The following is a 24332-nucleotide window of genomic DNA, read 5'->3' on the forward strand; positions in this document are numbered from 1 at the left end:
TTATTGTCTAAATATTATATGCCGGAGCAAATATGGAAGCCGAAGCTGAAATCAGATGTGCTGTTATTGCTTTATTGGCGCGACGAGAATATAGCCGTGCAGAAATTGAGCAAAAGTACCGGAATAAATATGATGAGGAATTGCTGACACGTGTATTAGATAAATGCCAGGACAGTGGTTATCAAAGTGATCAGCGTTTTGCTGAGATGTTAGTAAGAAGTAAAACAGGCCAGGGTTATGGTTTGTTGCGGATATTACAAGAGGGTAAGCGTAAAGGTTTAAGTGAAAGCCTATTAAAAGACTGTATCCAAGACCAACAACCTGATTGGTTTGAATTGGCTGCTTCGTTATGTCAGCGAAAGTTTAAGGAAAAAACGGATAAGCAAGATAGGAAGCTTTACGAGAAACGCGTACGCTTTTTGCTCAGCCGTGGTTTCTCTTATGAACAAGCCAAATACGCTCTCGAGTTGGCTAATAACGAAATGGAATAGACTAATTGCTGCTTTATATCTCATCATCTATTGACAAAAAGATTCGAACAAATTCCGGCTGCGATATATACTTGTTCGCCATTTTACGTGTGATTTACATTAAATAGCTCATTAAAAGGGCTTTTTTAGGTGTGTAACCAGCAGCGGAACGATTCATCCATATGAAATACATGACAAGTGCCGAAATTCGCCAGGCTTTCCTGGATTATTACAACAAACAGGGGCATGAAATAGTGGCGTCAAGCTCACTGATTCCTGCGAATGACCCAACTTTGCTGTTTACCAATGCCGGTATGGTGCAGTTTAAAGACGTATTCCTTGGTGATGATAAGCGTGCATACAGTCGCGCTACAACATCTCAGCGTTGTGTGCGGGCCGGTGGTAAGCACAATGATCTTGAAAATGTTGGCTACACAGCTCGTCATCATACATTTTTTGAAATGCTTGGAAATTTTAGCTTCGGTGATTATTTCAAACCTGAAGCTATTCGTTTTGCTTGGGTTTTCCTTACAGAAGTGATGGGCCTGCCTAAAGAAAAACTTTGGATCACGGTACATCACTCAGATGCGGAAGCTGAGCGTATCTGGAAAGAAGAAATTGGTGTCGATCCCGAGCGTTTTTCGAAGCTAGATGAAGATAATTTTTGGGCAATGGGTGATACCGGCCCGTGTGGTCCTTGTACTGAAATTTTCTTTGACCATGGTGAAGATATTTTTGGTGGTCCTCCAGGAAGTCCTGACGAAGACGGTGATCGCTACATCGAGATTTGGAATGTAGTATTCATGCAGTACAACCGTACTGCTGATGGTGAAATGACACCATTACCGCGTCCATCTGTTGATACAGGTATGGGGCTGGAGCGTATTGCTGCTGTAATGCAGGGTGTGCATAGCAACTATGAAATTGATCTGTTTCAAAACTTGCTAAAAGCAGCGGCAAAAGCAGTAAAAACAGATGATCTAGACAGTAAGTCATTACGCGTTATTGCGGATCATATTCGTTCGTGTTCATTTTTGATTACTGATGGTATTACGCCTTCAAATGAAGGGCGCGGTTATGTATTGCGCCGTATTATTCGTCGTGCGATTCGCCACGGTAACAAGCTGGGTATGAAAGGAGCTTTCTTCAACTCATTGGTCGCTTCCTTAGCAAATGAGATGGGTGAAGCTTACCCTGAATTGATTAAAATGCAGTCTCAAATTGAGCGTGTTCTGCTTAAAGAAGAGCAGCAGTTTGCTAAAACATTAGATAATGGTATGCGTTTATTAACGGAAGCCATTAATGGTCTTGAAGGGTCAATTCTGTCCGGTGAAACCGTCTTTAAGTTATATGATACCTATGGTTTTCCGGCAGACTTAACCGCTGATGTTGCTCGTGAGCATGACTTGACGCTAGATATGGAAGGCTTTGAGCTGGCCATGGAACAGCAGCGCCAGCGCGCGCGCGCTTCAGGTGGGTTTGCTGTTGATTATAACGACAAGCTTGAACTTAGTGGTGAAACTGAATTTGTTGGTTATGAACACTTAGAAGGCAGCTCGAATGTTGTTGCTATCTTTGTAGAAGGTGAAACGGTTAAGCAACTAACAGCAGGGCAATCAGGCATTGTTGTGTTGGATCATACACCTTTTTATGCTGAGTCAGGTGGGCAAGCTGGTGATCAGGGGCAGTTGAGCTGGGATCAAGGGCAATTTAGCGTTACTGATTGCACTAAAGAAGCTAAGAGTCATTTACATATGGGCGAATTAGCAGAAGGTGTTTTGTCTGTAGGCGATAAGGTCTTTGCGCATGTTGATGAAGCTGCTCGCTTGTCTACTGCTAACAATCATTCGGCCACACATCTATTGCACGAGGCTTTACGCAGAGTCCTTGGTGAACATGTACAGCAGAAAGGATCGTTAGTGAACCCTGAAAGGTTGCGTTTTGACTTTGCTCACTTTGAGGCGCTCACAGCAGACGAGATAACGCAGGTTGAGGCTATGGTTAATAGTCAAATACGTGCTAATACCGATGTTAAAACGGATGTTATGGCGATAGAAGATGCTAGGCAAACCGGTGCGCAAGCGTTGTTTGGTGAAAAGTATGATGATCAGGTTCGCGTACTAACACTTGGAGAAGGCTTCTCTGTTGAATTGTGTGGTGGTACACATGCAAAACGTACGGGCGATCTTGGCTTTTTGCACATTATTTCAGAAGGCGGGATTGCTGCGGGAGTGCGCCGTATTGAAGCAGTGACTGGTCAGGCTGCACTGGAGTATGTAGCAGCTAATACTCATCATTTGAATGAAATATCCGCGCTGGTCAAAGGCTCTCGTGACACGGTAGTTGAGAAAGCTCAGGGTCTGTCTGATCGTAATCGCCAACTAGAAAAAGAGTTGGATCGTTTGAAAATGATGCTTGCTGCGGCTAAAAGTGGAGATCTTGTCTCTAATGCCGTGGAAGTGAATGGTATTAAATTGCTGGTTGAGAATCTTGATGGTGCCGACCCTAAAGCGCTACGAGATACCATTGATCAACTGAAGAATAAATTAGGGTCAGCAGTGGTTGTGCTGGCTACAGAGAGTGAAGGGAAGGTAAGTTTGGCGGCAGGTGTAACTAAAGACCTGACAAGTCGAGTTAAAGCGGGTGATTTAGTACGCGAACTGACAGCTAAATTAGGCGGTAAAGGCGGCGGTCGTCCAGACTTTGCACAGGGCGGAGGAGTGGACTGTGCTGCATTACCTGCAGTACTTGATAGTGTTAAAACCTTGATCGCCGATCGATAGTATAGGTAAACGACATAAATAGCTGATGGAGACTGATAGGCAATGGCTCTATTTGTACAGAAATATGGTGGGACTTCGGTTGGTTCGGTAGAACGAATCGAAGCGGTTGCAGATAAACTGCAGCGCTTTCGTGAGCAGGGGCATGATTTAGTAGTAGCTGTGTCAGCAATGAGCGGTGAAACAAATCGATTGGTAGGTTTGGCTAGCAGTATTCAAGATACGCCAAGCCTGCGAGAGTTGGATGTGCTCTTGTCGACAGGTGAGCAGGTAACGATTGCGTTGCTTTGTATGGCGTTAGAAAAACGCGGCATAGCTGCGCGTTCTTATACGGGTAGTCAGGTTCGTATCCTTACGGATAGTTCACATACCAAAGCGCGTATTCAGGATATAGACGTTGAGCGAATTCAAGCGGATATAGCGGCAGGATGCGTCGTAGTTGTTGCTGGTTTTCAAGGAGCGGATGCTCAAGGCAATATAACAACGTTAGGCCGTGGTGGCTCTGATACTACGGGGGTGGCATTGGCTGCTGCCCTGAAGGCGGATGAGTGCCAAATCTATACGGATGTAGATGGTGTTTATACAACAGATCCTAGGGTTGTTGAGGGCGCTCAGCGTCTTGAAAAAATAACCTTTGAAGAAATGCTAGAGATGGCAAGTCTTGGATCTAAAATATTACAAATTCGTTCGGTCGAATTTGCCGGTAAGTACAAAGTACCTTTACGTGTACTGTCCAGTTTTGAAGATGGGCCGGGTACTCTGATTACTATAGAGGAAGATGATACAGTGGAAAAGCCAGTTATTTCAGGAATTGCATTCAACCGTGACGAAGCAAAACTTACTGTATTAGGTGTGCCAGATATTCCGGGCGTAGCTTCAAAGATTTTAGGGCCGATCAGTCGCGCTAATATCGAAGTTGATATGATTGTTCAGAATATCGCAGCAGATCAAACCACAGACTTTACTTTTACTGTACATCGTAATGATTACAATAAAGCTGAAGAGATACTTCGCCAAGTCGCTAGTGATCTTTCTGCAAGGGAAGTCGTGGGGAACAATAAAATCGCTAAGGTGTCTATTGTTGGTGTTGGTATGCGTTCTCATGCAGGTGTGGCAACTAAGATGTTTGATTCTTTGGCCAGTGAAAATATCAATATTCAAATGATATCAACGTCGGAAATTAAGGTTTCTGTTGTAATTGCTGAGAAGTACCTTGAACTAGCTGTGCGTGGGTTACATTCGGCATTTGAGCTGGATAAAGCCGATACTGTCAGTGAATGACGACGCTTAATATTTAGTCTATAGTGTAGGCTCACAATGACTAGGTCAGGTAATAATAATTACCTGATCCGGTAATGTGGTACTAAGGGACGATTGGGAGATCCGAAATGCTAATTTTAACTCGCCGTGTAGGTGAAACCTTGATGGTAGGTGACGAAGTCACTGTTACTGTACTAGGTGTAAAGGGTAATCAGGTACGTATTGGTGTTAATGCGCCTAAAGACGTAGCAGTGCATCGTGAAGAGATTTACGACCGTATTCAGCGTGAAAAAGACGGTGAAACCGACAGTGCTGAAACACAAGATTAATTTTTTTAGAATAAATGCTTTTCTTTTTAAAATCAGTCTTGTATAGTACGCCGCGTTGACCAGGTGAGATGGCCGAGTGGCTGAAGGCGCGCCCCTGCTAAGGGCGTATAGGGGAAACTCTATCGAGGGTTCGAATCCCTCTCTCACCGCCATTTGCGCCCGTAGCTCAGCTGGATAGAGTACTTGGCTACGAACCAGGCGGTCGCACGTTCGAATCGTGCCGGGCGCACCAGTCAACAGTGTGAATCGATTTAACAATCGATAGTGTGAAAAGTGTAAAAGTTATACCTAGTAAGTGTTAAACGCGCCCGTAGCTCAGCTGGATAGAGTACTTGGCTACGAACCAGGCGGTCGCACGTTCGAATCGTGCCGGGCGCACCACTTAACTAATAGTATGATCAGTAACACAGTATGTCTAAAAAAGTGTAAGCGCGCCCGTAGCTCAGCTGGATAGAGTACTTGGCTACGAACCAGGCGGTCAGAGGTTCGAATCCTCTCGGGCGCACCACTTCCTCTCCTTGTATTATCATTCAGTTCAATCCTAAATCCCTAATCTAAGAAAGCTCTTTGATATGAAATTCATCGTCAAATTATTCCCAGAAATTACCATTAAAAGCCGTCCAGTACGTAAGCGTTTTATTCAGCGGCTGCAAAATAATTTACAAATACAGTTAAAGCGCATTGCCGATGAAATAACTGTCAGTGGGTTTTGGGATAAAATCGAAGTTGTTCTACCAGAAGAGTCGATAAGCTCTTATGAGGCGGTTTGTGATGCTATGCAGCGCACCCCTGGTGTGCAGTTCTTTATTCAGGTAACTGAATTCCCTCTGGGTGATTTTCAGGATGTTTTTGAAAAAACGCTACCACTGTACGTTGAGCGTATCAAAGGCAAAACATTTAAAGTACGTGTAAAGCGTAGCGGTAAGCATGAATTCACCTCCGTTGATTTAGAGAGATATGTTGGTGGTGGTTTGTTGCAGCACTGTGAGTCGGCTGGTGTCGACGTACATAATCCTGATGTCTATGTTGATATGGAAGTGCGGGATGAGCGTCTATATATCGTTGAAAAACAGTTGCAGGGCTTAGGTGGTTACCCGTTAGGCTCTCAAGACGCTGTCCTTTCTTTGATCTCTGGTGGTTTTGATTCTGTAGTCGCGTCTTACATGACAATGCGTCGTGGTTCTAAAACACATTTCTTATTTTTTAATCTTGGTGGTAAAGCTCACGAAATAGGTGTTCAGCAAGTTGCTCTTCATTTATGGCAGCGCTATGGCTCATCTGCACGTGTAAAGTTTGTTTCTGTACCTTTTGACGAGGTAGTTGGTGATATTTTACAAAATGTACATCACTCTCATATGGGCGTTGTGCTGAAAAGGCAGATGATGAGAGCTGCTGAACAAGTAGCTGACTTCATGAAAATTGATGCGATTGTTACTGGTGAAAGTATTGCACAGGTTTCCAGCCAGACAATTCCTAATTTAACTGTGATTGATCAGGCAACAAGTAAGCTAGTTATTCGTCCGTTAATTACCATGGATAAGCAAGAGATTGTAGACAAAACAAAAGCACTCGGCTGCTTTGATATTGTCAAAATGATTCCAGAGTATTGTGGTGTTATTTCAGACAGACCAACTACTCAAGCAAAAATGGCAAAAGTGTTAGAAGAAGAAGAATGCCTGGATATGGATGTTTTGAATAAGGCTGTTGTAGGCTGCAAGGTTATAGCGATCGATCAAATTATAGAAAACTTGGATGTTCAAAGTGAAATTGAGGCGATGAGCAAAGTCTCTGAAAATCAAGTAATTGTTGATGTGCGTGCGCCAAATGAGCAAGAACGTAAGCCGTTAAATATGCCAGGGTGTGAAATTATCCTTGTTCCTTTTTACGAACTTGATGCTGCAGTAGTCACTTGGTCAGAGAATAAAGAGTATCTATTGTATTGTGATAAAGGTGTTATGAGTCGTTTGCATGCACAAAATTTGCAAGAAAAAGGCTTTAATCACGTAAAAATATTTCGTCCGTTAGTCTAATCGACAGGTTAGTTAACGCGTAATTTTTATTTATATTGTTGATTTTGTTGATTAATAATATTGTCGACAATCTGTGGATGTATCGACGAAAGTAAATCTAAAACACAGAGGTAAAGTTGCTACAGCGTGCCTTTTGAGGTTTAATTGCCTCTGTCATAAATTTCTTTTATTACGCAGTATATTCGGTTTTACGAAGATACTCGTTGGTATTAGGGGTTTATACATACTTTTCATATTATTAAATTAGGAGCAGCCACAGATGGATAATCTGTTATCAGAAGGCCTTACACTGATGGTCTTTGGTATGGGCTTTGTTTTTACGTTCCTGACGTTGTTAGTTGGTGTAACAACTCTCATGTCAAAGCTGGTCGTTAAATATGAACCAGCTCCGCAACCTAAAGCAGCCCCTTCAAGATCTGTTTCACCTGCGGTTGCGCAGGGTGGAAGTGATGAGCTTGTAGCTGTGATTACAGCTGCGGTACATAAATATCGTTCATAAGAAACGATAAATAACACTATAAATTATTCGTGCACTATTATCGACAGAAGGCCTTTTACCCATGTCCGATGCAAAGAAACCGCTAGGTATTACTGATGTAGTTCTGCGTGACGCTCATCAGTCTCTCTTCGCTACGCGTATGCGTATTGATGATATGTTACCGATCGCAGAGAAGCTTGATAAAATTGGTTACTGGTCCCTAGAAAGCTGGGGCGGAGCTACTTTTGACTCTTGTATCCGTTTTATCGGAGAAGATCCATGGGATCGTATTCGTGAACTAAAAGCGGCTATGCCAAACACTCCTCAGCAGATGTTATTACGCGGGCAAAACCTACTTGGTTACCGTCATTATGCTGATGATGTTGTACATAAATTTGTAGAACGTGCAGCTATTAATGGTGTAGACGTATTCCGTATTTTTGATGCAATGAACGATCCACGTAACCTAGAAACTGCGATCAAAGCAGTGAAGGAAACAGGTAAGCATGCTCAGGGTACTCTTTCGTTTACAACAAGCCCTGTCCATACGACTGATATGTGGGTTGAATACGCTAAAACGCTAGAAGATATGGGTGCAGACTCAATTGCTATTAAAGATATGTCAGGAATTCTGACTCCTTACGCTGCATTTGATCTTGTTTCTCGCCTTAAAGCACAGACTGATTTAGAAGTGCAGCTTCATGCACATGCTACTTCAGGTCTATCTGATATGACGATCCTGAAAGCGGTAGAGGCTGGCATTGACCGTGTCGATACAGCTATATCCTCTATGTCTATGACATATGGACATAGTTCGACTGAGTCTGTGGTAGCTGCATTGGCAGGTACTGATCGTGATACTGGTTTGAATCTAGAAGCGTTAGAAGATGTTGCTGCCTACTTTAGAGAAGTACGTAAGAAATATGCCAAATTCGAAGGTTCTTTGCGCGGTACAGATTCACGTATTCTGATTGCTCAGGTGCCTGGTGGCATGTTGACAAACATGGAGGGCCAGCTAAAAGAGCAAGGTGCTTCCGATAAGTTTGATGAAGTACTCGCTGAAATTCCTCGTATTCGTAAAGACTTGGGTTATATCCCGCTGGTTACGCCTACTTCTCAGATTGTTGGTACGCAGGCTGTTATCAATGTTTTGATGGGCGAGCGATACAAAACTATATCTAAAGAAGTTCAAGGCATCCTTAAAGGTGAGTATGGCGCAGCTCCTGCACCATATAATGCTGAGCTTCAGACACGTGTTTTGGATGGTGCAGAAGAATTAACTTGCCGTCCTGCCGATATGCTTGAATCAGAAGTTGAAAAGCTAACAACCGAACTTCGTGCTGTGGCAAATGAAAAAGGTCTCACTCTAGCTAGTGCAGATAAAGAAATTGATGATGTATTAACCTATGCATTATTCCCACAGATCGGTTTGAAATTCCTGGAAAATCGCGGCAACCCTGACGCGTTTGAACCTGCCCCTACATTAGAGGATGCTATGGCTATGGCTGCACCTAAAAATACTGGACCACAAGTTTATACTATTACTGTCAATGGTCAGAATTATGTTGTTCAAGTAGCTGAAGGAGGAGATGTTTCTTCAATAACTCCTGCTACGGCCCCTGTTGCTGCCGCTGCGCCAGCTGCTACTTCAGGTGATCCTGTATCAGCACCTTTGGCTGGTAATATCTGGAAAGTCCAGGTAACACCGGGTCAGGCACTTCAAGAAGGTGATGTAATCGTAATCCTCGAAGCAATGAAAATGGAAACTGAAGTACGTGCTGCAAGAGCCGGTACAGTTGTTTCTGTTGACGTTAAAGAGGGTGATGCAGTTCAGGTGGGTGATACCCTTATCACTTTAGCGTAAGGGGTCTATCGAATGGATAAGCTTCTCGACCTGTGGCTAGCCTCAGGTATTTATAATATTTCAGTAGGGCAATTTGCAATGATCGTTGTCGGTCTATTGCTGCTTTACTTAGCGATTCGAAAAAACTTTGAGCCTCTATTGCTTGTTCCAATAGGCTTTGGTGGCATTCTGGCAAACATTCCAGAAGCAGGGTTGGCGTTTTCTGCAGTAGAAAATGCGGTACATTTTGCTACCCCTGAGTTGTTATCGGGCTTTGCAGCTATTCTAGGTATTGCGAGTGTTGATCCGCATGATGTTTTACATGCATATCATACCTCTACTGCTAGTGTGCATGCGGCGGCGACACTGTTTGCAAACGACAATAGCTTCAATAACGGCATGCTGTATAACTTTTATACAGTAGCGATTGCTTCAGGTGCAGCACCTTTGATTATTTTCATGGGTGTGGGTGCAATGACAGACTTCGGACCGTTGTTGGCGAACCCTAAAACCTTGTTTTTAGGCGCCGCTGCACAGTTCGGTATTTTTGCTACCGTACTGGGTGCTGTGACTCTAACTAGCTTGGGGTTAATGGACTTTAGCATTCAAGATGCTGCTGCTATTGGTATCATTGGTGGGGCTGATGGTCCTACGGCGATCTATGTGGCGAGCTTGTTGTCTCCTCAATTGCTGGGTGCAATTGCAGTAGCTGCATATTCGTATATGGCGCTTGTTCCTTTGATCCAACCGCCTATTATGCGTGCATTAACAACGGAAGCTGAGCGTAAGATTCAAATGGTGCAGCTGCGCCATATCTCGAAGTTAGAGAAAATCTTATTCCCATTGTCGTTGCTCATATTGGTAGCTATGTTGCTGCCAGATGCTGCGCCTCTGTTGGGTATGTTCTGTTTCGGTAACCTAATGCGTGAATGTGGTGTAGTTGATCGCTTAAGTGATACTGCGCAAAATGCATTGATCAATATCGTTACTATCTTCTTGGGACTTTCGGTTGGATCTAAACTTTCCGCTGATAAATTCCTGGATATAGAGACGTTAGGCATCTTAGTGCTAGGTATTGTTGCTTTTGGTATCGGTACTGCGATGGGCATCTTAATGGCTAAGTTTATGAACAAATTGGCAGGTGGTAACTCTATCAATCCATTGATTGGATCTGCTGGTGTATCTGCTGTGCCTATGGCTGCTCGTGTATCGAACAAGTTGGGTCTTGAGGCTAATTCTCAAAACTTCCTGCTGATGCATGCTATGGGGCCAAACGTTGCAGGTGTAATCGGTTCTGCGGTTGCTGCGGGCGTTATGATCAAGTTTGTTGGCTAATGCGATAAGTAAATAAAAAGGCTGCTCCTTGAGCAGCCTTTTTTGTATCTGTATGTTTATGTTGAAGAAAGGTTAATAGCCTGCCAGTGTCTCCACATGAGCTTCAACACTGAACGCTAATGCTACAGGGTTGTAGCCGCCTTCTAAAACAGACACTAAGCGTCCCTGAGAATATACACGGGCTACGTCCATGAGTAGTTTTGTGACCCAGCGATAATCATCTTCATTTAAATTTATGTCAGCCATTGGGTCTTCGTGATGAGCATCGAAGCCTGCCGAGATAAAAATCATATCAGGTTTGTGATTTTGTAATGCCGGAAGCCAATGCTTCTCAACTATATTCCTGAAAAAAGCGCTATCACTGTGAGCAGGCATTGGACAGTTAACGATGTTAGGTCGTTGAATGTCGCAATATCTCTCAGGATAGTACGGGTGCTGGAAGGTAGAACAAACTAGCACTTCTGGTTTATCTTTAAATATATCAACAGTTCCGTTACAGTGATGTACATCAAAGTCGACAACAGCCACACGCTTCACTTGTGGGTGTTGTAATGCCTGCATTGCACCTATCGCCACGTTGTTAAAAAAACAAAAGCCCATCGGCGTATTATGTTCAGCATGGTGCCCTGGTGGTCTTACCGCACAAAAGGCGTTATCAGTCTTACCTGCAAGCACTCGATTAGTCGCTAGGATAGTTGAGCCTGCGGCTAAACTAGCGGCATGTAAAGAATCAGGGCACAAGGCCGTATCTTCATCCGCATAAACGATGCCTTCTTCAGGCAGTTTCATTTCTAGGCGTTTTTGATGAAGTGATGCATGCGCCATTGCTATCTGCTCAGAAGTAACATGAATAGATTGCATTGTTTCTAATTGCTGGATTAAGCCTGTCCTTTCAAGGACCTTGCGTATTGCTAATAGTCTAATCGGGCTTTCCGGATGCTCTGGTCCCATATTATGAAGACCACAATCGTCATGGGTAATAAAAGTAGTTGTCATATTCCCTTCAACTCTCATTCTTTTTTATCAGTGTACTGGAAAATGACATTCTGGACTGCTTAGCCGAAGGTCTAAAAATGCGTGTAGTCATCTTTTACTTGATTTAAGTCATGGGTCTTAAGCACGTGTGAAGATAAGATGTTATCCACAGCATAGAACTGTATTAGACACCGCGTGTTCACCCTCGCCGGTGTTTTTTTTTGTCTGAACGACTGACTCCTTCCCCCGGCCATCAATGGCTCCTATACTATGTACTGAAAACTTTATTCTTGCAGAAGGATCGCTGATTTAGTGCACCCGCCGAAAATTGACTACTCTACTAAACGTGTCCTGTTGATCGAAAGCAGTGGAAATATGCGTTCGACGATTGTTTACATGTTAAGACAGTTAGGAATTGCCAATATCCAGGCGGTAACTATTAATAGTCACGTACTGGAACTGATTAAAGATGGAGCCTTTGATATTATTTTATTGGGGCATAATGGAAGTGATCAGCTAACGGGTTTGCAATTACTTGAAGAGTCTCGCTTTCTTGGTTATATAAAACCTGAAGCCTGCTGGATGTTTATGACGGGAGATTCTTCGCAAGAAGTCATATTACATGCTATTGATAATCAGCCTGATGCATTGTTAACCAAACCATTTTCAATGGATGAGCTTAAATCAAGGTTAGATTTACTGATATTCCGTAAGGATGCACTACGTGAAGTAGATGCTCTTGTGGAGCGCGGTCAGCTAGATATGGCGGTTAAGGCGTGTGATCAAATTGAGTTATCTGGAAGTGATTATGATTATGTACAGATGATGAAAGGGAAGTTGCTGTTACAACTAAATCGTTTTGAAGAAGCCGAGCGTTTTTTCAAGCAGCGCTTTACGCATCATAATGAAAAAGAGAGTGGGTTATGTCTTGCACAAGCCTGTATGGGGCAAGGCAAATACGCTGTTGCAAAACCTCTGCTCATAAAACTTGTGGCGAAGTTTCCTCTTTTTTTATCTGCTTATGATTTGCTTGCTAAGCTGTATGAGCATGAGGGTGAATTAATACCTGTGCAAGATACATTAAAAGATGCTACTCAGAAATCACCACTAAGCTTGTTAAGGCAAATGGAGCTTGGCAGAATAGCTGTTTATACGAAAACATTAGAGTTGGCTGAAGGAGCATACCGGAAGTCTATCTCACTAGGGCGAGATAGCTGTTATAGCTCTCCTGAACCTTTCTTACGCTTGGCTAATGTACGTCGATTAGAAATGGCGGACCTTCCTGAAAGTGAGCAACTTGGCCTTCAGGGGCAGTTTGATGAATTGCTCAATACTGCGAGTTACCAATATCCCAAAGATAAAGCCCTTAAGGTTAAGACTGCGCTCTTACGAAGCCAGCTAAGCAGTGATATGGGTAATGAAGATGATGCAAACCGTTACATGGTTGAAGCATCTAAGTTTGCTGGGCAACTTGACCAATCACTGGATTTACAAAGAGAGTTATTGGATATAACAGGCGACCGTTTACCTATTCTTGAGCAGCGCCCCGCTCCAGGCAAGGATAAGCCTAAGGGATATACGCATGATCCAGAAATGAGTATTCGGGTTAACCGCTTAGGTGTTAAGCATTACCTTGCAGACAAGATCCCCCAGGCAATTCGTTACTTTGGTTTGGCTATTGAAAATGACCCAAAAAACTCTCGGGCATTACTTAACTTAGCGCAGTTATTTCTAGAATCTGCAAAACAAGAATCCACCCGTCGAGAAGAACGCCTCAAAATGGTGACACGGTATTTACGTTTGGCGGAGCGTATGACATTGAATGAGCTAGAGACCAAAAAACTCACCTTGCTAAAGGCTTGTAGTAAAGTGTCTTTAGAGAAGCTTCCCGAAGGGAGCTTAGGTGTCTTGTTAAAATAGCAGTAAGATCACTTTTTAAAAATGACCTTACTGAAATTCAACTTTCCAGCTTTTTTAAGCGGTAAGCTAACTGGGGGCGGGTTATCCCTAGCAAGCGAGATGCTTTTGAAATATTTCCTTGGGATTGCTCCATAGCCTCTAATAATAGAGCAGATTCAAACTCATCAAGATTTACATTGTTGGTTAATAACTCTTTACAGATGTTCTTGTAAGAGTTGTTGTCGGAGTTGTCCGCCCCGCTATTTGTTATCTGAGGTGATGCATCTAGAGCACGCTGACTCATTATATTAAGTGGGTGGCTGGGTTCTGACAGTGAAGGGAAAAATGAATCTAGATCAATAGTGTGATTGTTCTCACTAAGAATTACTCCACGTTCTATCATATTTTCCAGTTCGCGAATATTTCCCGGCCATTTGTACTCCATCAATGCTTGCATAGCCATATCTGAAACACCCAGTGTTCTTTTATTATAGAAAGTATGATATTTCTCTAAAAAGTGATTGATCAGTAGGGGGATATCTTCACTACGTTCACGTAGGGGAGGGATATGCACGGGATAGATGTTGAGGCGATAGTAAAGGTCTTCACGAAAAACGCCATCTTGTACTGCTTTCTCTAAATTAATATTGGCCGCCGCAACGACTCTCACATCAATGAAACGGGTGCGGTTATCACCCACCCTTTCTAGCTCGCTCTCTTGTAGAACTCTAAGTAAAGACGCTTGTGCACGAGGGGAGAGATCGACAACCTCATCTAGAAAAAGAGTACCTCCATTCGCACGTTCAAAGCGCCCTTCACGTGATTGCGTAGCACCAGTAAAGGCTCCTTTCTCTACACCAAATAATTCTGCTTCGATAAGATCCGGTGAAATACAGGCACAATTAACTGCTATAAAGGGTTTATCGGAGCGATCTGAACTTTGGTGAAGCCCGCGGGCAAAGATTTCTTTACCTACGCCTGTTTCACCTTGCAGTAATACAGTGACTTTACTGGTTGATGCTTTGTGTATTAGTTGGCAGGCATTTCGAAAAGTGGCCGATTGACCTACTGAGTTGAGTAGTGAGTCTCCTTCTTTTTCACTGTTACCAAAGTTGGCGCGAAGGTCACTTAGTTGGCTTTGTAATGAAAACAGCTCTTCTGCAATGGGGTCAGGCAAGAGCATTTGTTCAAGTTCAACTGAGTCCTCCCATTCTTCAACAGGCTTGCCAACAATATGGCAATGCTCGGCTCCAGACCCTTTGCAGGAAGTCTCTTTAAATATGATTTTTTTACCCATGTAGTAAGTAGCAAATCCACTGGCATATCCAATCAATGTCCAACAAATAGGCGTGTCCGATGCACCACATTCTTGGCGATGAACCTCAGCTTCATATGAGTCGAACCAGTCGAATTCACCATCAAACGTGCCGTTATCTAGATCAAAATCGAGGAAAGTTGGTTTGACATTAACCATGCCTTTCAGGGTGTGTAGCTGTGGGCCTACATAAAAGGATTGTTTCTTTGACAAATCAGGTCTTATCTTGCTGACAAGCTCAGCATCTTTCCAACCAGAGTGGTAGCCAAATCTCATTAAAAAACCACGAGCTCTTTGAACGCCTAAGGTCTCGATAAGTTCTTTTCGTAGTAACCCCATCACGCTTGCGTGAATCAATAACATCCTTTGTTCATTGAACCAGATTTTTCCGTTTTCATGATCAAAGTGAAGTTGTGACAGGAGATCTTCGCTGCCGGGAAACTGAAGTTCAGGTTGCTTAGACATTATTATTTTTATACCAACTTAGACTGTATGGAAATTATTATGGAGTATTTTCTTTGCGGTTGTCGAATGGTTTTTAATCAAGTCATAAGCTTTCGATATTGCTACTCCGATTTCACTATGTGTTTTAATTTTCCTCTTTGTAGGTGTTGTGAGTGATCAAATGATCAAATGAATGGGCTGGTTTTTTAATCATTTGCTGAGGTGGGTGAATACTATTGAGTTCATGCTCTATGTTGTGCCGGCTTATTGTATTTTCATTTTGTTTTTATATTTTTCTTTTTAAACAAATAGTTATGATTTTAATTTTTTTAAAAATTGGCTTCTATTAAATTATGGCACAGTGGTTGCTCTAGGCTCTACTGAGATGATTAATGCCACAGGGGCTATTCGTGATGAGCAAATCAATACTTGTGACTAATAACAAAAAAATTGACTCTTCGTTTGAACAGTTAGAAAAGTATGTGCGTGTACACAGTAATCCTGATGCTCCGTTTGTCGAATTCGACTTTGCTATTGGTGCTCCAGAGTTGTTCGTTGAACTTGTTTTACCTCGGCTTGCGTTTGAGGCTTTTTGTAAGAGTAATGCAGTCGTACATATGAACAATGAGCAGATCGCCATTGTTGACGCCGAAAGCAGAAAGTGGCGTTACGGCGAAGATACGCTCATGGCAAATAATCATGCTCAATCTCCTTCATAACAATAACTATCAGCTGGGAAAAGTTCGATGACCATTGAAATCAAAACTTCGATGCTGGAGCCGGTTCGTCATACCTTTGCGCATATAGAGCGCCGTTTTGGTGACAAACCTGCCACGCGCTATCAGGAAGCTACATATGACGTTCAATCAGAAACTAACTTCCATTACCGTCCTTTATGGCAACCTGACTTAGAGCTCAACGATCCACGTCGTACTGCTATTCAGATGAGTGATTGGTATGCCTTCAAGGATCCACGTCAATTTTACTATGGCTCGTATGTGCAGCAGCGCGCAAAAATGCAAGAGGCTGCTGAGAATAATTATGCTTTTTTTGAAAAGCGTAATCTTGCAAACCACCTTAGCGAAGAGCTACGTGCCAGTCTCATTCGTTTTCTAGTGCCGTTTCGCCATGTTGAGCATACCGCCAACTTAAACAATGTTTATGGTGCTGCCTATGGATATGGAACTGCGATCACTCAGGCACTGATGTTTGATGGTATGGACCGTCTTGGTATGGCTCAGTACCTGTCACGTATAGGTTTGATTCTAGATGGTAATAGTGGTGACTCGCTTGTAGAGGCTAAAACACAATGGATGTCAGCAGATATTTGGCAAGGTGTTCGTGCTATTTGTGAAGAAATGTTGGTGACTAAAGACTGGTTTGAATTACTGATCGCTCAGGATTTTGTTATCGATAATTTGGTTGCCAATCTCGTGTATGAGCAGTGGGACGAACACCTAGTTGCCAATGGTGGTCAGGATGTAGCCATGTTGACTGAATTTATGCGGGTTTGGCACAAAGATACCGCTCGCTGGGTTGACGCTGTGATTAAAGTGGCAGCGGCAGAATCTGAAGAAAATCAGCTGTTAATTTCTGACTGGGTTACCAAGTGGCGTGGTAAGGCTGCTGAGGCATTTGCGCCTCTTTGCAATGAAATGCTGAGTGAAAACGCACTGACTGATGCGCTTTTGGTTATGGATAAACGATTGGCTAAGGCCGGTGTTAAGTAAGGGGTTTCTGCATGTCAAAAGTCTATATAGCACTGCAAGATAATGATGTCTCACGCTACATCGTGGAGGCTATCGAAGAGGATAATCCAGATGTGACGGTTATCCATATGCCTGCCATGATTCGTATTGAGAATGAAGGTTTTTTAGTGGTTAAGCGTGAAACAGTAGAAGAAAAACTAGGGCGTGAATGGGATGTTCAGGAGCTTCATTTGAACCTAATTACGCTGGGCGGAAACGTTGATGAAGAAGATGATCAACTGAGCCTGACCTGGAACTAATAATAAAAAGGTACTTCGAGATGGCTACTAAAAAGCTCAATTTAAAAGATAAATATCGTTTGTTGACGCGCGATTTGGATTGGGAGTTTTCCTACCAAGATCGTAAAGAAGCGTTTCCTTACGAAGAGTTTGAGGGAATAAAAATTACTGACTGGTCAAAATGGGAAGATCCATTTCGTTTGACCATGGATAGTTATTGGAAATACCAAGCTGAGAAAGAGAAAAAACTGTACGCCATACTGGATGCTTTTTCACAGAATAACGGACAAACCAATATTTCAGATCCGCGATATGTCAATGCACTCAAGATATTCCTGACAGGTGTATCGCCGCTTGAGTATCAGGCATACCAAGGGTTTGCACAAACAGGGCGTGAATTTGGTGGTATTGGTGCGCGTGTCGCGTGTCAGATGCAGTCCATTGATGAATTACGCCACGTTCAGACTCAGATCCATGCAATGAGTCATTACAACAAGTTTTTCGACGGCTTTCAGGAGTTCAGCCATCAGCATGATCGCATTTGGTATCTGTCTGTACCTAAATCCTTCTTTAACGATGCGCGCGCGGCCGGGCCTTTTGAGTTCATGGTTGCTATCGGTTTCTCATTTGAGTATGTGCTGACTAATTTGTTGTTTGTGCCCTTTATGTCCGGTGCTGCTTACAACGGTGATATGGCAACAGTTACTTTCGGTTTTTCTGCACAATCTGATGAAGCTCGCCATATGACACTTGGGCTAGAGGTCATAAAGTTCCTGCTTGAGCAGCATGAAGATAACGTACCGATTGTACAAAAATGGATCGATAAATGGTTCTGGCGCGGTACACGATTGCTCACTATTGTTGCCATGATGATGGATTACATGCTGCCAAATAAGGTGATGAGCTGGAAAGAAGCGTGGGAGGTCTATTTCGAAGAAGCGGGTGGCGCATTGTTTAAAGATCTAGCACGTTACGGTATTCGCATGCCTAAGTATGCTGAAACTATCGAAAAAGAAAAAGAGCATATCTCGCATCAGGCATGGTGGACTTTTTATACGCATGGTCATGCTACGGGTTTTCATACTTGGGTTCCTTCAGATGAAGAGCTGGATTGGCTGAGTGAAAAATATCCAGATACCTTTGATAAGTATTATCGTCCTCGTTGGGAAATGGCCAAAGAAATGGAAGCTAAAGGTGAGCGTTTCTATACCAAAGCCTTGCCGCAGTTGTGCACGGTTTGCCAGATTCCAATGCTGTTTACAGAGATGGACGACCCAACCCAGACTTGCTATCGCAGTTCAGACTATGAAGAAAATAAATACCACTTTTGCTCAGACGGTTGTAAAGACATCTTTGATGATGAGCCGGAAAAATATGTGCAGTCGTGGCTACCTGTCCATCAAATCTTTCAGGGTAACTGCGGTGGTCCTGATGTCGAGGATATTCTGCGCGATTACTACCGTATCAATGTCGGTACCGACAACATGGATATGAAAGGTTCGCCAGATGAATTGCGCTGGAAAGAATGGAAAGGTACAGCCTAATAACAGAATAAAAACCAACAGAGACCACTGATGTGGCCTTAGCATGGGGATAAAAAGAATATGCCAGTACATGCAATTACGCCGAATTATAGCGGCGAGGTAAAAGATCGAGTTGAGAACTTTCATGGTAACCAAGTTGTTTATGTGGGTTGGGACAAGCATTTAATGTTTTGTGCGCCATTTGCATTTCCATTACCGCCAGATATGCCATTTCGTGTCTTACTCGAAACCGTCATGCCAGATCCTTTTTGTGTACATCCCGAGTGGGAAAAGATTGACTGGAGCCAGGTGAATTGGTTGTTAGACGGTAAGCCATTCATGCCACAACTTGATGTTGCGTTACAAGATCAAGGGGTAGGGCACAAATCAGTAGTACGCTTTCAGACGCCTGAGCTTCTGGGTTTTCACAATGCTGGAGTATGAGGGGGACCATTATGACTTATGAAGTAACGGTTGAGCCGACGGGCGATGTGATCGAGGTTGAAGAGGGGCAAACCATTCTTGATGCAGCGTTACGTCAAGGCGTTTGGTTACCGTTTGCTTGCGGACATGGTACTTGTGCTACTTGCAAGGTAGTCGTGTTAGAAGGTGATTCAGATTTAGGCAACGCATCACCTTTTGCTTTGATGGATGTGGAGCGTGAAGAAGGCAAAATACTTGCCTGTTGTGCCATGCCTGAATCGGACATGGTAATAGAAGCTGATATTGACGTAGACCCAGATTTTCAGGGAAACCCGGTATACGACATGATTGGAACAGTCACTGATATACGTGATTTGTCGCCTACGATTAAAGGTATTCACTTTAAGCTTGATAGAGCGATGGAATTCCAAGCAGGGCAGTATATTAACTTACGTATCCCTGGTGTTGAAGGTTCTCGTGCATTCTCTATCGCCAATAAACCTAGTGAGAATAATGTACTGGAGCTGCATGTACGTCATGTGCAAGGAGGTGCTGGTACCACATGGCTGCATGAAGTATTGGAGCTGGGCGATACGCTTGATATCTCTGGACCCTATGGGCAATTTTTTGTACGTAAGTCTGACCAGCAAGGCGCAATATTTATTGCGGGTGGTTCTGGCCTTTCTAGTCCGCAATCAATGATTTTGGATATGCTCGAAGCGGGTGACACGCGTCAGATATATTTGTTTCAGGGCGCTCGCAATGTGGGAGAGCTTTATAACAGGGGGATTTTTGAAGTGCTTGATCAGCAGCATGAAAACTTTCATTACATACCTGCGCTTAATGCACCTTTGGCTGAAGATAATTGGCAAGGGTTTAATGGTTATGTGCATGAGGCAGCGAAATCTTTCTTTGATAATCGCTTTTCTGGTCACAAGGCTTATTTATGTGGCCCCCCGCCCATGATTGATGCTGCAATAACGACACTGATGCAAGGGCGTTTGTTTGAACGTGATATCCATATGGAGCGTTTCTTTACTGCCGCAGATGGTAGTGAGGAGCAAACTAGGTCGGCATTATTTAAACGTATTTGATCTGTAAAAAATCCATATCTAAAGCCAGCCATCGTGCTGGCTTTTTTATTGCTGGCGCTAACAACACTGCTTAATCAATTCATTAATTACAGAGATGAAAAAGTGATGATTTGATCACTCCTTATTTATACAAGCAAAGTTATATGTGTGGAACTCGCACAGGTTAATTATTCATATTTAAAAAATATTTATTATTTATCAATAAGTTATTTTTTTGTAGAGGCAGAGGATATTAACAGCTTCATCTCTGGCACAACGGTTGCAATGAATACCTTATTGAAGAAAACCATTTAGCGAAATAATAAATAAAGCCATTCGCTGCAAGGGATTCATGAGGGACAGAAAACTGATGGCGAAAAAATTCCAGGTTGAGGTTGTTAATTGCCAACAGAGTTTTACTGCGCTTGAGGGGTGTTCCTTGCTGATGTCGATGGAGCGTAGCGGTACACAGGCTATAAAAGTGGGATGTCGGGGTGGTGGTTGCGGCATGTGCAAAATTCGTGTGATGAAAGGTCGCTATATCAGCAAACGCATGAGTCGTGCTCATGTGAGCGAGTCTGACGAACAGCAAGGCCTTGTACTGGCATGTCGTGTTTTTCCACAAGAAGACCTGACGATTGAGTCAGATCTAATCGTGGATAGCGTATCTGAAAAATAGTAAGGGCCTCGTTGGCGAGGTCTAATCTCGCCAGCGTGTATGGGTTAAATACAATAATAAATAAGAGGAACTCTCAGATGAAAAAAGGAGTTATGCGACCTGGGCATATCCAGTTACGGGTGTTAGATATAGAAGAAGCGTTGAAACACTATCGTGATCTGATCGGTCTGATTGAGGTACATCGTGATGCTAAGGGCCGTGTCTATCTTAAAGGGTGGACCGAAGTTGATAAGTTTTCCGTGGTACTTCGTGAGGCGGATCAGCCCGGTATGGATTTTGTTAGCTACAAATGTGTGAGCGAGGCAGTCGTTGATCAGCTTCGCGATGAGTTGGTTGCTTTTGGTTGCAATGTAGAAGATATACCTGCTGATGAGTTGGATGGTTGTGGTCGTCGCGTACGGTTTGATTCTCCGACAGGGCATATGTTTGAGGTTTTCGCTACAAAAGAGCAAACCGGTAAATGGGGCGTCTCTGCCGTTAACCCTGAAGCCTGGCCTCGTGAGCTGACAGGTATGAAGGCGACACGTTTTGATCATTGCTTATTATATGGAGATGACCTGGAAGGGTCATTAAAGCTGTTTTGCGATGTTCTCGGTTTTGATATCGCTGAACAGGTGTTGGACGAGAATGGAGAGCGTATAGCTCAGTTCTTAACGGCTTCTCTTAAAGCCCATGATGTTGCTTTTATTAAGCATCCTGAAAAAGGTAAGTTCCATCATGCATCCTTCTATCTGAATACATGGGAAGAGGTGTTGCGTGCCGCAGACCTTATCTCTATGACAGACACATCTTTGGATATTGGACCAACGCGTCACGGATTAACACATGGCCAAACCATCTATTTCTTCGACCCATCGGGTAACCGTTCTGAAGTCTTTTGTGGAGGTGACTATCACTATCCTGATCACCCACCAGTCACATGGACTGCGGACCACCTTGGTAAAGCAATTTTCTATCACACGCGTGAGCTTAATGAGCGCTTCTTGACGGCATTAACCTAATTAGCGTGCCTAACCTGACGATAATTGATCCCCTTCATTATCGTCAGGTAAGTGCTGGCTAAGTACAGGTGAATGAGGAAGGTAACGAGATAACTATATGAAAGAATTTAAGCACTTTATTAATGGCGAATTCACCGGGTCCGCCAGTGGAAAAACCTTCGAAAACCGTAACCCCGTTGATCATAGTTTATTAGGGCTGGTTCATGAAGCGGGAAAAGCAGAAGTCGCAGCTGCTGTTACTGCTGCGAAAAAAGCGATGCATGGGCCTTGGGCTAAGTTAACGCAAGCGGCGCGTATTGATATGTTGAACCGAGTGGCGGATCGCATTAACGAGCGCTTTGAAGAGTTTCTAGATGCTGAGTGTAAAGACACGGGCAAGCCACGCAAAGTCGCATCACATATCGATATTCCACGTGGTGCTGCAAATTTCAAAGCTTTTTCCGAAACCCTAGCCAACCATCCGACTGAGTCATTCAAGCTAGATACGCCGGATGGCCAAGGCGCGCTTAACTATGGTCATCGTAAACCTAAAGGGGTTGTGGCAGTTATCAGCCCCTGGAATTTACCACTGCTATTGATGACCTTCAAAGTTGGGCCAGCACTTGCGTGCGGTAATACGGTAGTAGTCAAACCTTCAGAAGAAACTCCGGCCACTGCAACCTTGTTGGGTGAAGTTATGAATGAATGCGGTATCCCTAAAGGAGTTTATAACGTTGTTCATGGTTTTGGTGGTGAGTCAGCGGGCGCATATTTAACAGCCCATCCTGATGTGGATGCAATTACTTTTACTGGCGAGACACGCACAGGTGAAATCATCATGCGAGCGGCCTCCGTTGGGCTGCGTAATATCTCGATGGAATGTGGAGGCAAAAACCCGGGTATCGTTTTTTCGGATTGCGATATGGATAAAGCAATTGAAGGCACCATGCGCTCTGCTTTCGTGAACTGTGGCCAAGTGTGTTTAGGCACTGAGCGAGTCTATGTGGAGCGGCCCATTTATGAAGAGTTTGTTCAGCGACTTAAAGCGGGTGTTAGTAAATTGAAGTTGGGGCGCCCTGAAGACCCAGAAGTCGATTTTGGCCCTCTGGTTAGCCTTGAGCATAAAGAAAAAGTGCTCTCTTACTACAAGCTAGCGGTTGAAGAGGGTGCAACCGTTGTCATTGGTGGTGGTGTTCCTGAAATGGGGGCTGAACTGAACAAGGGTGCTTGGGTTGAGCCGACTATCTGGACTGACCTTGCTGACGATGCTCGTGTGATTAATGAAGAGATATTTGGCCCTTGTTGCCATATTCGCCCGTTCGATACAGAAGCCGAAGTGATCGCCCTCGCTAACGATACCTCTTATGGCTTGGCAGCAACGGTGTGGACAGAAAATACCTCACGTGCCACACGTGTTGCAGAAGCAATGGATGTTGGCTTGGTATGGGTTAATAGTTGGTTCTTGCGTGACCTGCGTACTGCATTTGGCGGCGCTAAGCAGTCAGGTATCGGGCGTGAAGGTGGCGTGCATGGGCTGGAGTTTTATACCGAGCTTAAAAACATCTGTATCAAGCTGTAAGCGGTGGCTTATCTGCGTTTTTTTTGCTGCGTGTTAAACCGATGTCGGGCTAATTAGCCCATGAACTTAAACGAGCTAATCAGCTTAGGTTAGCCAACTAGATTTAACGAGAGAGCGTCATGGATAAAGAACTAATTATGCAGTGCGGTGACGAGCTGTACGAAGCATTGAGTGGACGCCGTACATTACGTCCTTTTACTGAACGGTTCAGCGATATTAGCATTGAGGATGCTTACCATATTTCCTTACGTATGGTTGAGCGTCGTGTGGTAGCGGGGGAGCGCATTATAGGCAAGAAAATTGGAGTGACCTCCAAAGTCGTGCAAAACATGCTCAATGTACATCAACCAGATTTTGGTTATCTGACTGACAAAATGGCATACAGCCAAGGTCAGGAAGTGCCAATTAGTGAGTTATTGATTCAGCCAAAAGCTGAAGGCGAGATCGCTTTTATCCTGAAAAAAGACTTAATCGGCCCCGGTATCACTAATGCGGATGTGCTGGCAGCAACGGAGTGTGTGATGCCGTGCTTTGAAATTGTTGATTCACGTATCGAGGACTGGCAGATAAAGATTCAGGACACCGTAGCAGATAACGCTTCATGCGGCTTATTTGTATTAGGTGATCGTGCTGTTGACCCACGTAAAGTGGATTTGACCACTTGCGGCATGGTTGTTGAGAAAAACGGTTCGATTATCAGTACGGGGGCGGGTGCGGCAGCGCTTGGTAGCCCGGTTAACTGTGTGACGTGGCTTGCAAATAGGCTGGGCGAATTTGGTATTCCATTAAAAGCAGGCGAAGTAATTTTGTCAGGCTCATTAGTACCATTGGAGCCAGTTAAAGCCGGTGACTACATGAGTGTCAGCATTGGCGGTATGGGTTCGGCTTCGGTGCGTTTTGTCTAATATTTCAGGTAACATTTTTGGGTAA

The 24332-nt window shown here is 43.7% G+C and carries 21 protein-coding genes and 4 tRNA genes; 23 read left to right on the plus strand and 2 right to left on the minus strand.

Annotation, left to right across the window (positions count from 1 at the left end):
• The first annotated feature begins 32 nt into the window (after positions 1–32).
• From G511_RS0119435 to G511_RS0119490, 12 genes are all read left to right on the plus strand, one after another.
• Positions 33–491, plus strand: a complete 459-nt coding sequence (locus tag G511_RS0119435; RefSeq protein WP_028471129.1) for a regulatory protein RecX — start codon at positions 33–35, stop codon at positions 489–491.
• 170 nt (positions 492–661) lie between these two features.
• Positions 662–3253, plus strand: coding sequence for an alanine--tRNA ligase (gene alaS, locus G511_RS0119440; protein WP_028471130.1), 2592 nt, complete (start codon positions 662–664; stop codon positions 3251–3253).
• Positions 3254–3295: 42 nt separating this feature from the next.
• Positions 3296–4531, plus strand: coding sequence for an aspartate kinase (locus tag G511_RS0119445; protein WP_028471131.1), 1236 nt, complete (start codon positions 3296–3298; stop codon positions 4529–4531).
• A gap of 107 nt (positions 4532–4638) precedes the next feature.
• Positions 4639–4839, plus strand: a complete 201-nt coding sequence (csrA, locus tag G511_RS0119450) for a carbon storage regulator CsrA (RefSeq protein WP_028471132.1) — start codon at positions 4639–4641, stop codon at positions 4837–4839.
• 62 nt (positions 4840–4901) lie between these two features.
• A tRNA-Ser gene (locus G511_RS0119455) sits at positions 4902–4991 on the plus strand.
• A gap of 3 nt (positions 4992–4994) precedes the next feature.
• A tRNA-Arg gene (locus G511_RS0119460) sits at positions 4995–5071 on the plus strand.
• A 72-nt stretch (positions 5072–5143) separates the two neighbouring features.
• Positions 5144–5220 (plus strand) — tRNA-Arg (locus G511_RS0119465).
• Positions 5221–5270: 50 nt separating this feature from the next.
• A tRNA-Arg gene (locus tag G511_RS0119470) sits at positions 5271–5347 on the plus strand.
• Between the two features lie 64 nt (positions 5348–5411).
• On the plus strand, positions 5412–6869 hold the full coding sequence (gene thiI, locus G511_RS0119475) for a tRNA uracil 4-sulfurtransferase ThiI (RefSeq protein ID WP_028471133.1): 1458 nt from the start codon (positions 5412–5414) through the stop codon (positions 6867–6869).
• 259 nt (positions 6870–7128) lie between these two features.
• The gene (locus G511_RS0119480; protein ID WP_028471134.1) at positions 7129–7368 is read left to right on the plus strand and encodes an OadG family protein; all 240 of its coding nucleotides are present in this window, start codon (positions 7129–7131) and stop codon (positions 7366–7368) included.
• Positions 7369–7429: 61 nt separating this feature from the next.
• On the plus strand, positions 7430–9211 hold the full coding sequence (gene oadA, locus G511_RS0119485; RefSeq protein ID WP_028471135.1) for a sodium-extruding oxaloacetate decarboxylase subunit alpha: 1782 nt from the start codon (positions 7430–7432) through the stop codon (positions 9209–9211).
• A 12-nt stretch (positions 9212–9223) separates the two neighbouring features.
• The gene (locus G511_RS0119490) at positions 9224–10525 is read left to right on the plus strand and encodes a sodium ion-translocating decarboxylase subunit beta (RefSeq protein ID WP_028471136.1); all 1302 of its coding nucleotides are present in this window, start codon (positions 9224–9226) and stop codon (positions 10523–10525) included.
• A 72-nt stretch (positions 10526–10597) separates the two neighbouring features.
• On the opposite strand, the gene G511_RS0119495 is transcribed toward G511_RS0119490, so the two are convergent.
• Positions 10598–11521 (minus strand): histone deacetylase family protein, encoded by a 924-nt coding sequence (locus G511_RS0119495; RefSeq protein WP_028471137.1) that lies wholly within the window; start codon positions 11519–11521, stop codon positions 10598–10600.
• A 291-nt stretch (positions 11522–11812) separates the two neighbouring features.
• Between G511_RS0119495 and G511_RS0119505 the strand changes: the two genes are divergently transcribed.
• Positions 11813–13420 (plus strand): response regulator, encoded by a 1608-nt coding sequence (locus G511_RS0119505; RefSeq protein ID WP_036552527.1) that lies wholly within the window; start codon positions 11813–11815, stop codon positions 13418–13420.
• A 37-nt stretch (positions 13421–13457) separates the two neighbouring features.
• On the opposite strand, the gene G511_RS0119510 is transcribed toward G511_RS0119505, so the two are convergent.
• On the minus strand, positions 13458–15179 hold the full coding sequence (locus tag G511_RS0119510) for a sigma-54-dependent Fis family transcriptional regulator (protein ID WP_036552530.1): 1722 nt from the start codon (positions 15177–15179) through the stop codon (positions 13458–13460).
• A 392-nt stretch (positions 15180–15571) separates the two neighbouring features.
• Here G511_RS0119510 and G511_RS0119515 point away from each other — a divergent pair, with 392 nt between their 5' ends.
• The 10 genes from G511_RS0119515 (at position 15572) to dmpE (ending at position 24307) form a co-directional block, all read left to right on the plus strand.
• Complete coding sequence (locus G511_RS0119515; protein WP_028471140.1) at positions 15572–15877, plus strand: phenol hydroxylase subunit; 306 nt, start codon at positions 15572–15574, stop codon at positions 15875–15877.
• Positions 15878–15904: 27 nt separating this feature from the next.
• The gene (locus G511_RS0119520) at positions 15905–16888 is read left to right on the plus strand and encodes an aromatic/alkene monooxygenase hydroxylase subunit beta (RefSeq protein WP_028471141.1); all 984 of its coding nucleotides are present in this window, start codon (positions 15905–15907) and stop codon (positions 16886–16888) included.
• An 11-nt stretch (positions 16889–16899) separates the two neighbouring features.
• Complete coding sequence (locus G511_RS0119525; protein WP_028471142.1) at positions 16900–17166, plus strand: MmoB/DmpM family protein; 267 nt, start codon at positions 16900–16902, stop codon at positions 17164–17166.
• A 20-nt stretch (positions 17167–17186) separates the two neighbouring features.
• Positions 17187–18689 carry an aromatic/alkene/methane monooxygenase hydroxylase/oxygenase subunit alpha gene (locus G511_RS0119530; protein ID WP_028471143.1) on the plus strand — a complete coding sequence of 501 codons (1503 nt, stop codon included), beginning with the start codon at positions 17187–17189 and terminating at the stop codon, positions 18687–18689.
• Positions 18690–18749: 60 nt separating this feature from the next.
• Positions 18750–19112, plus strand: coding sequence for a phenol hydroxylase subunit P4 (locus G511_RS0119535; RefSeq protein WP_028471144.1), 363 nt, complete (start codon positions 18750–18752; stop codon positions 19110–19112).
• 11 nt (positions 19113–19123) lie between these two features.
• The gene (locus G511_RS0119540) at positions 19124–20185 is read left to right on the plus strand and encodes an NADH:ubiquinone reductase (Na(+)-transporting) subunit F (protein ID WP_028471145.1); all 1062 of its coding nucleotides are present in this window, start codon (positions 19124–19126) and stop codon (positions 20183–20185) included.
• A gap of 349 nt (positions 20186–20534) precedes the next feature.
• Positions 20535–20843 (plus strand): 2Fe-2S iron-sulfur cluster-binding protein, encoded by a 309-nt coding sequence (locus G511_RS0119545; RefSeq protein ID WP_036552534.1) that lies wholly within the window; start codon positions 20535–20537, stop codon positions 20841–20843.
• Between the two features lie 77 nt (positions 20844–20920).
• The gene (locus tag G511_RS0119550; RefSeq protein WP_028471147.1) at positions 20921–21844 is read left to right on the plus strand and encodes a catechol 2,3-dioxygenase; all 924 of its coding nucleotides are present in this window, start codon (positions 20921–20923) and stop codon (positions 21842–21844) included.
• Positions 21845–21941: 97 nt separating this feature from the next.
• On the plus strand, positions 21942–23402 hold the full coding sequence (locus G511_RS0119555; RefSeq protein WP_028471148.1) for a 2-hydroxymuconic semialdehyde dehydrogenase: 1461 nt from the start codon (positions 21942–21944) through the stop codon (positions 23400–23402).
• A 119-nt stretch (positions 23403–23521) separates the two neighbouring features.
• Positions 23522–24307, plus strand: a complete 786-nt coding sequence (gene dmpE / locus G511_RS0119560) for a 2-oxopent-4-enoate hydratase (protein WP_028471149.1) — start codon at positions 23522–23524, stop codon at positions 24305–24307.
• Positions 24308–24332: the final 25 nt, after the last annotated feature.

The organism is Neptunomonas japonica DSM 18939 (assembly GCF_000422765.1).
Classification (GTDB): Bacteria; Pseudomonadota; Gammaproteobacteria; order Pseudomonadales; family Balneatricaceae; genus Neptunomonas; species Neptunomonas japonica.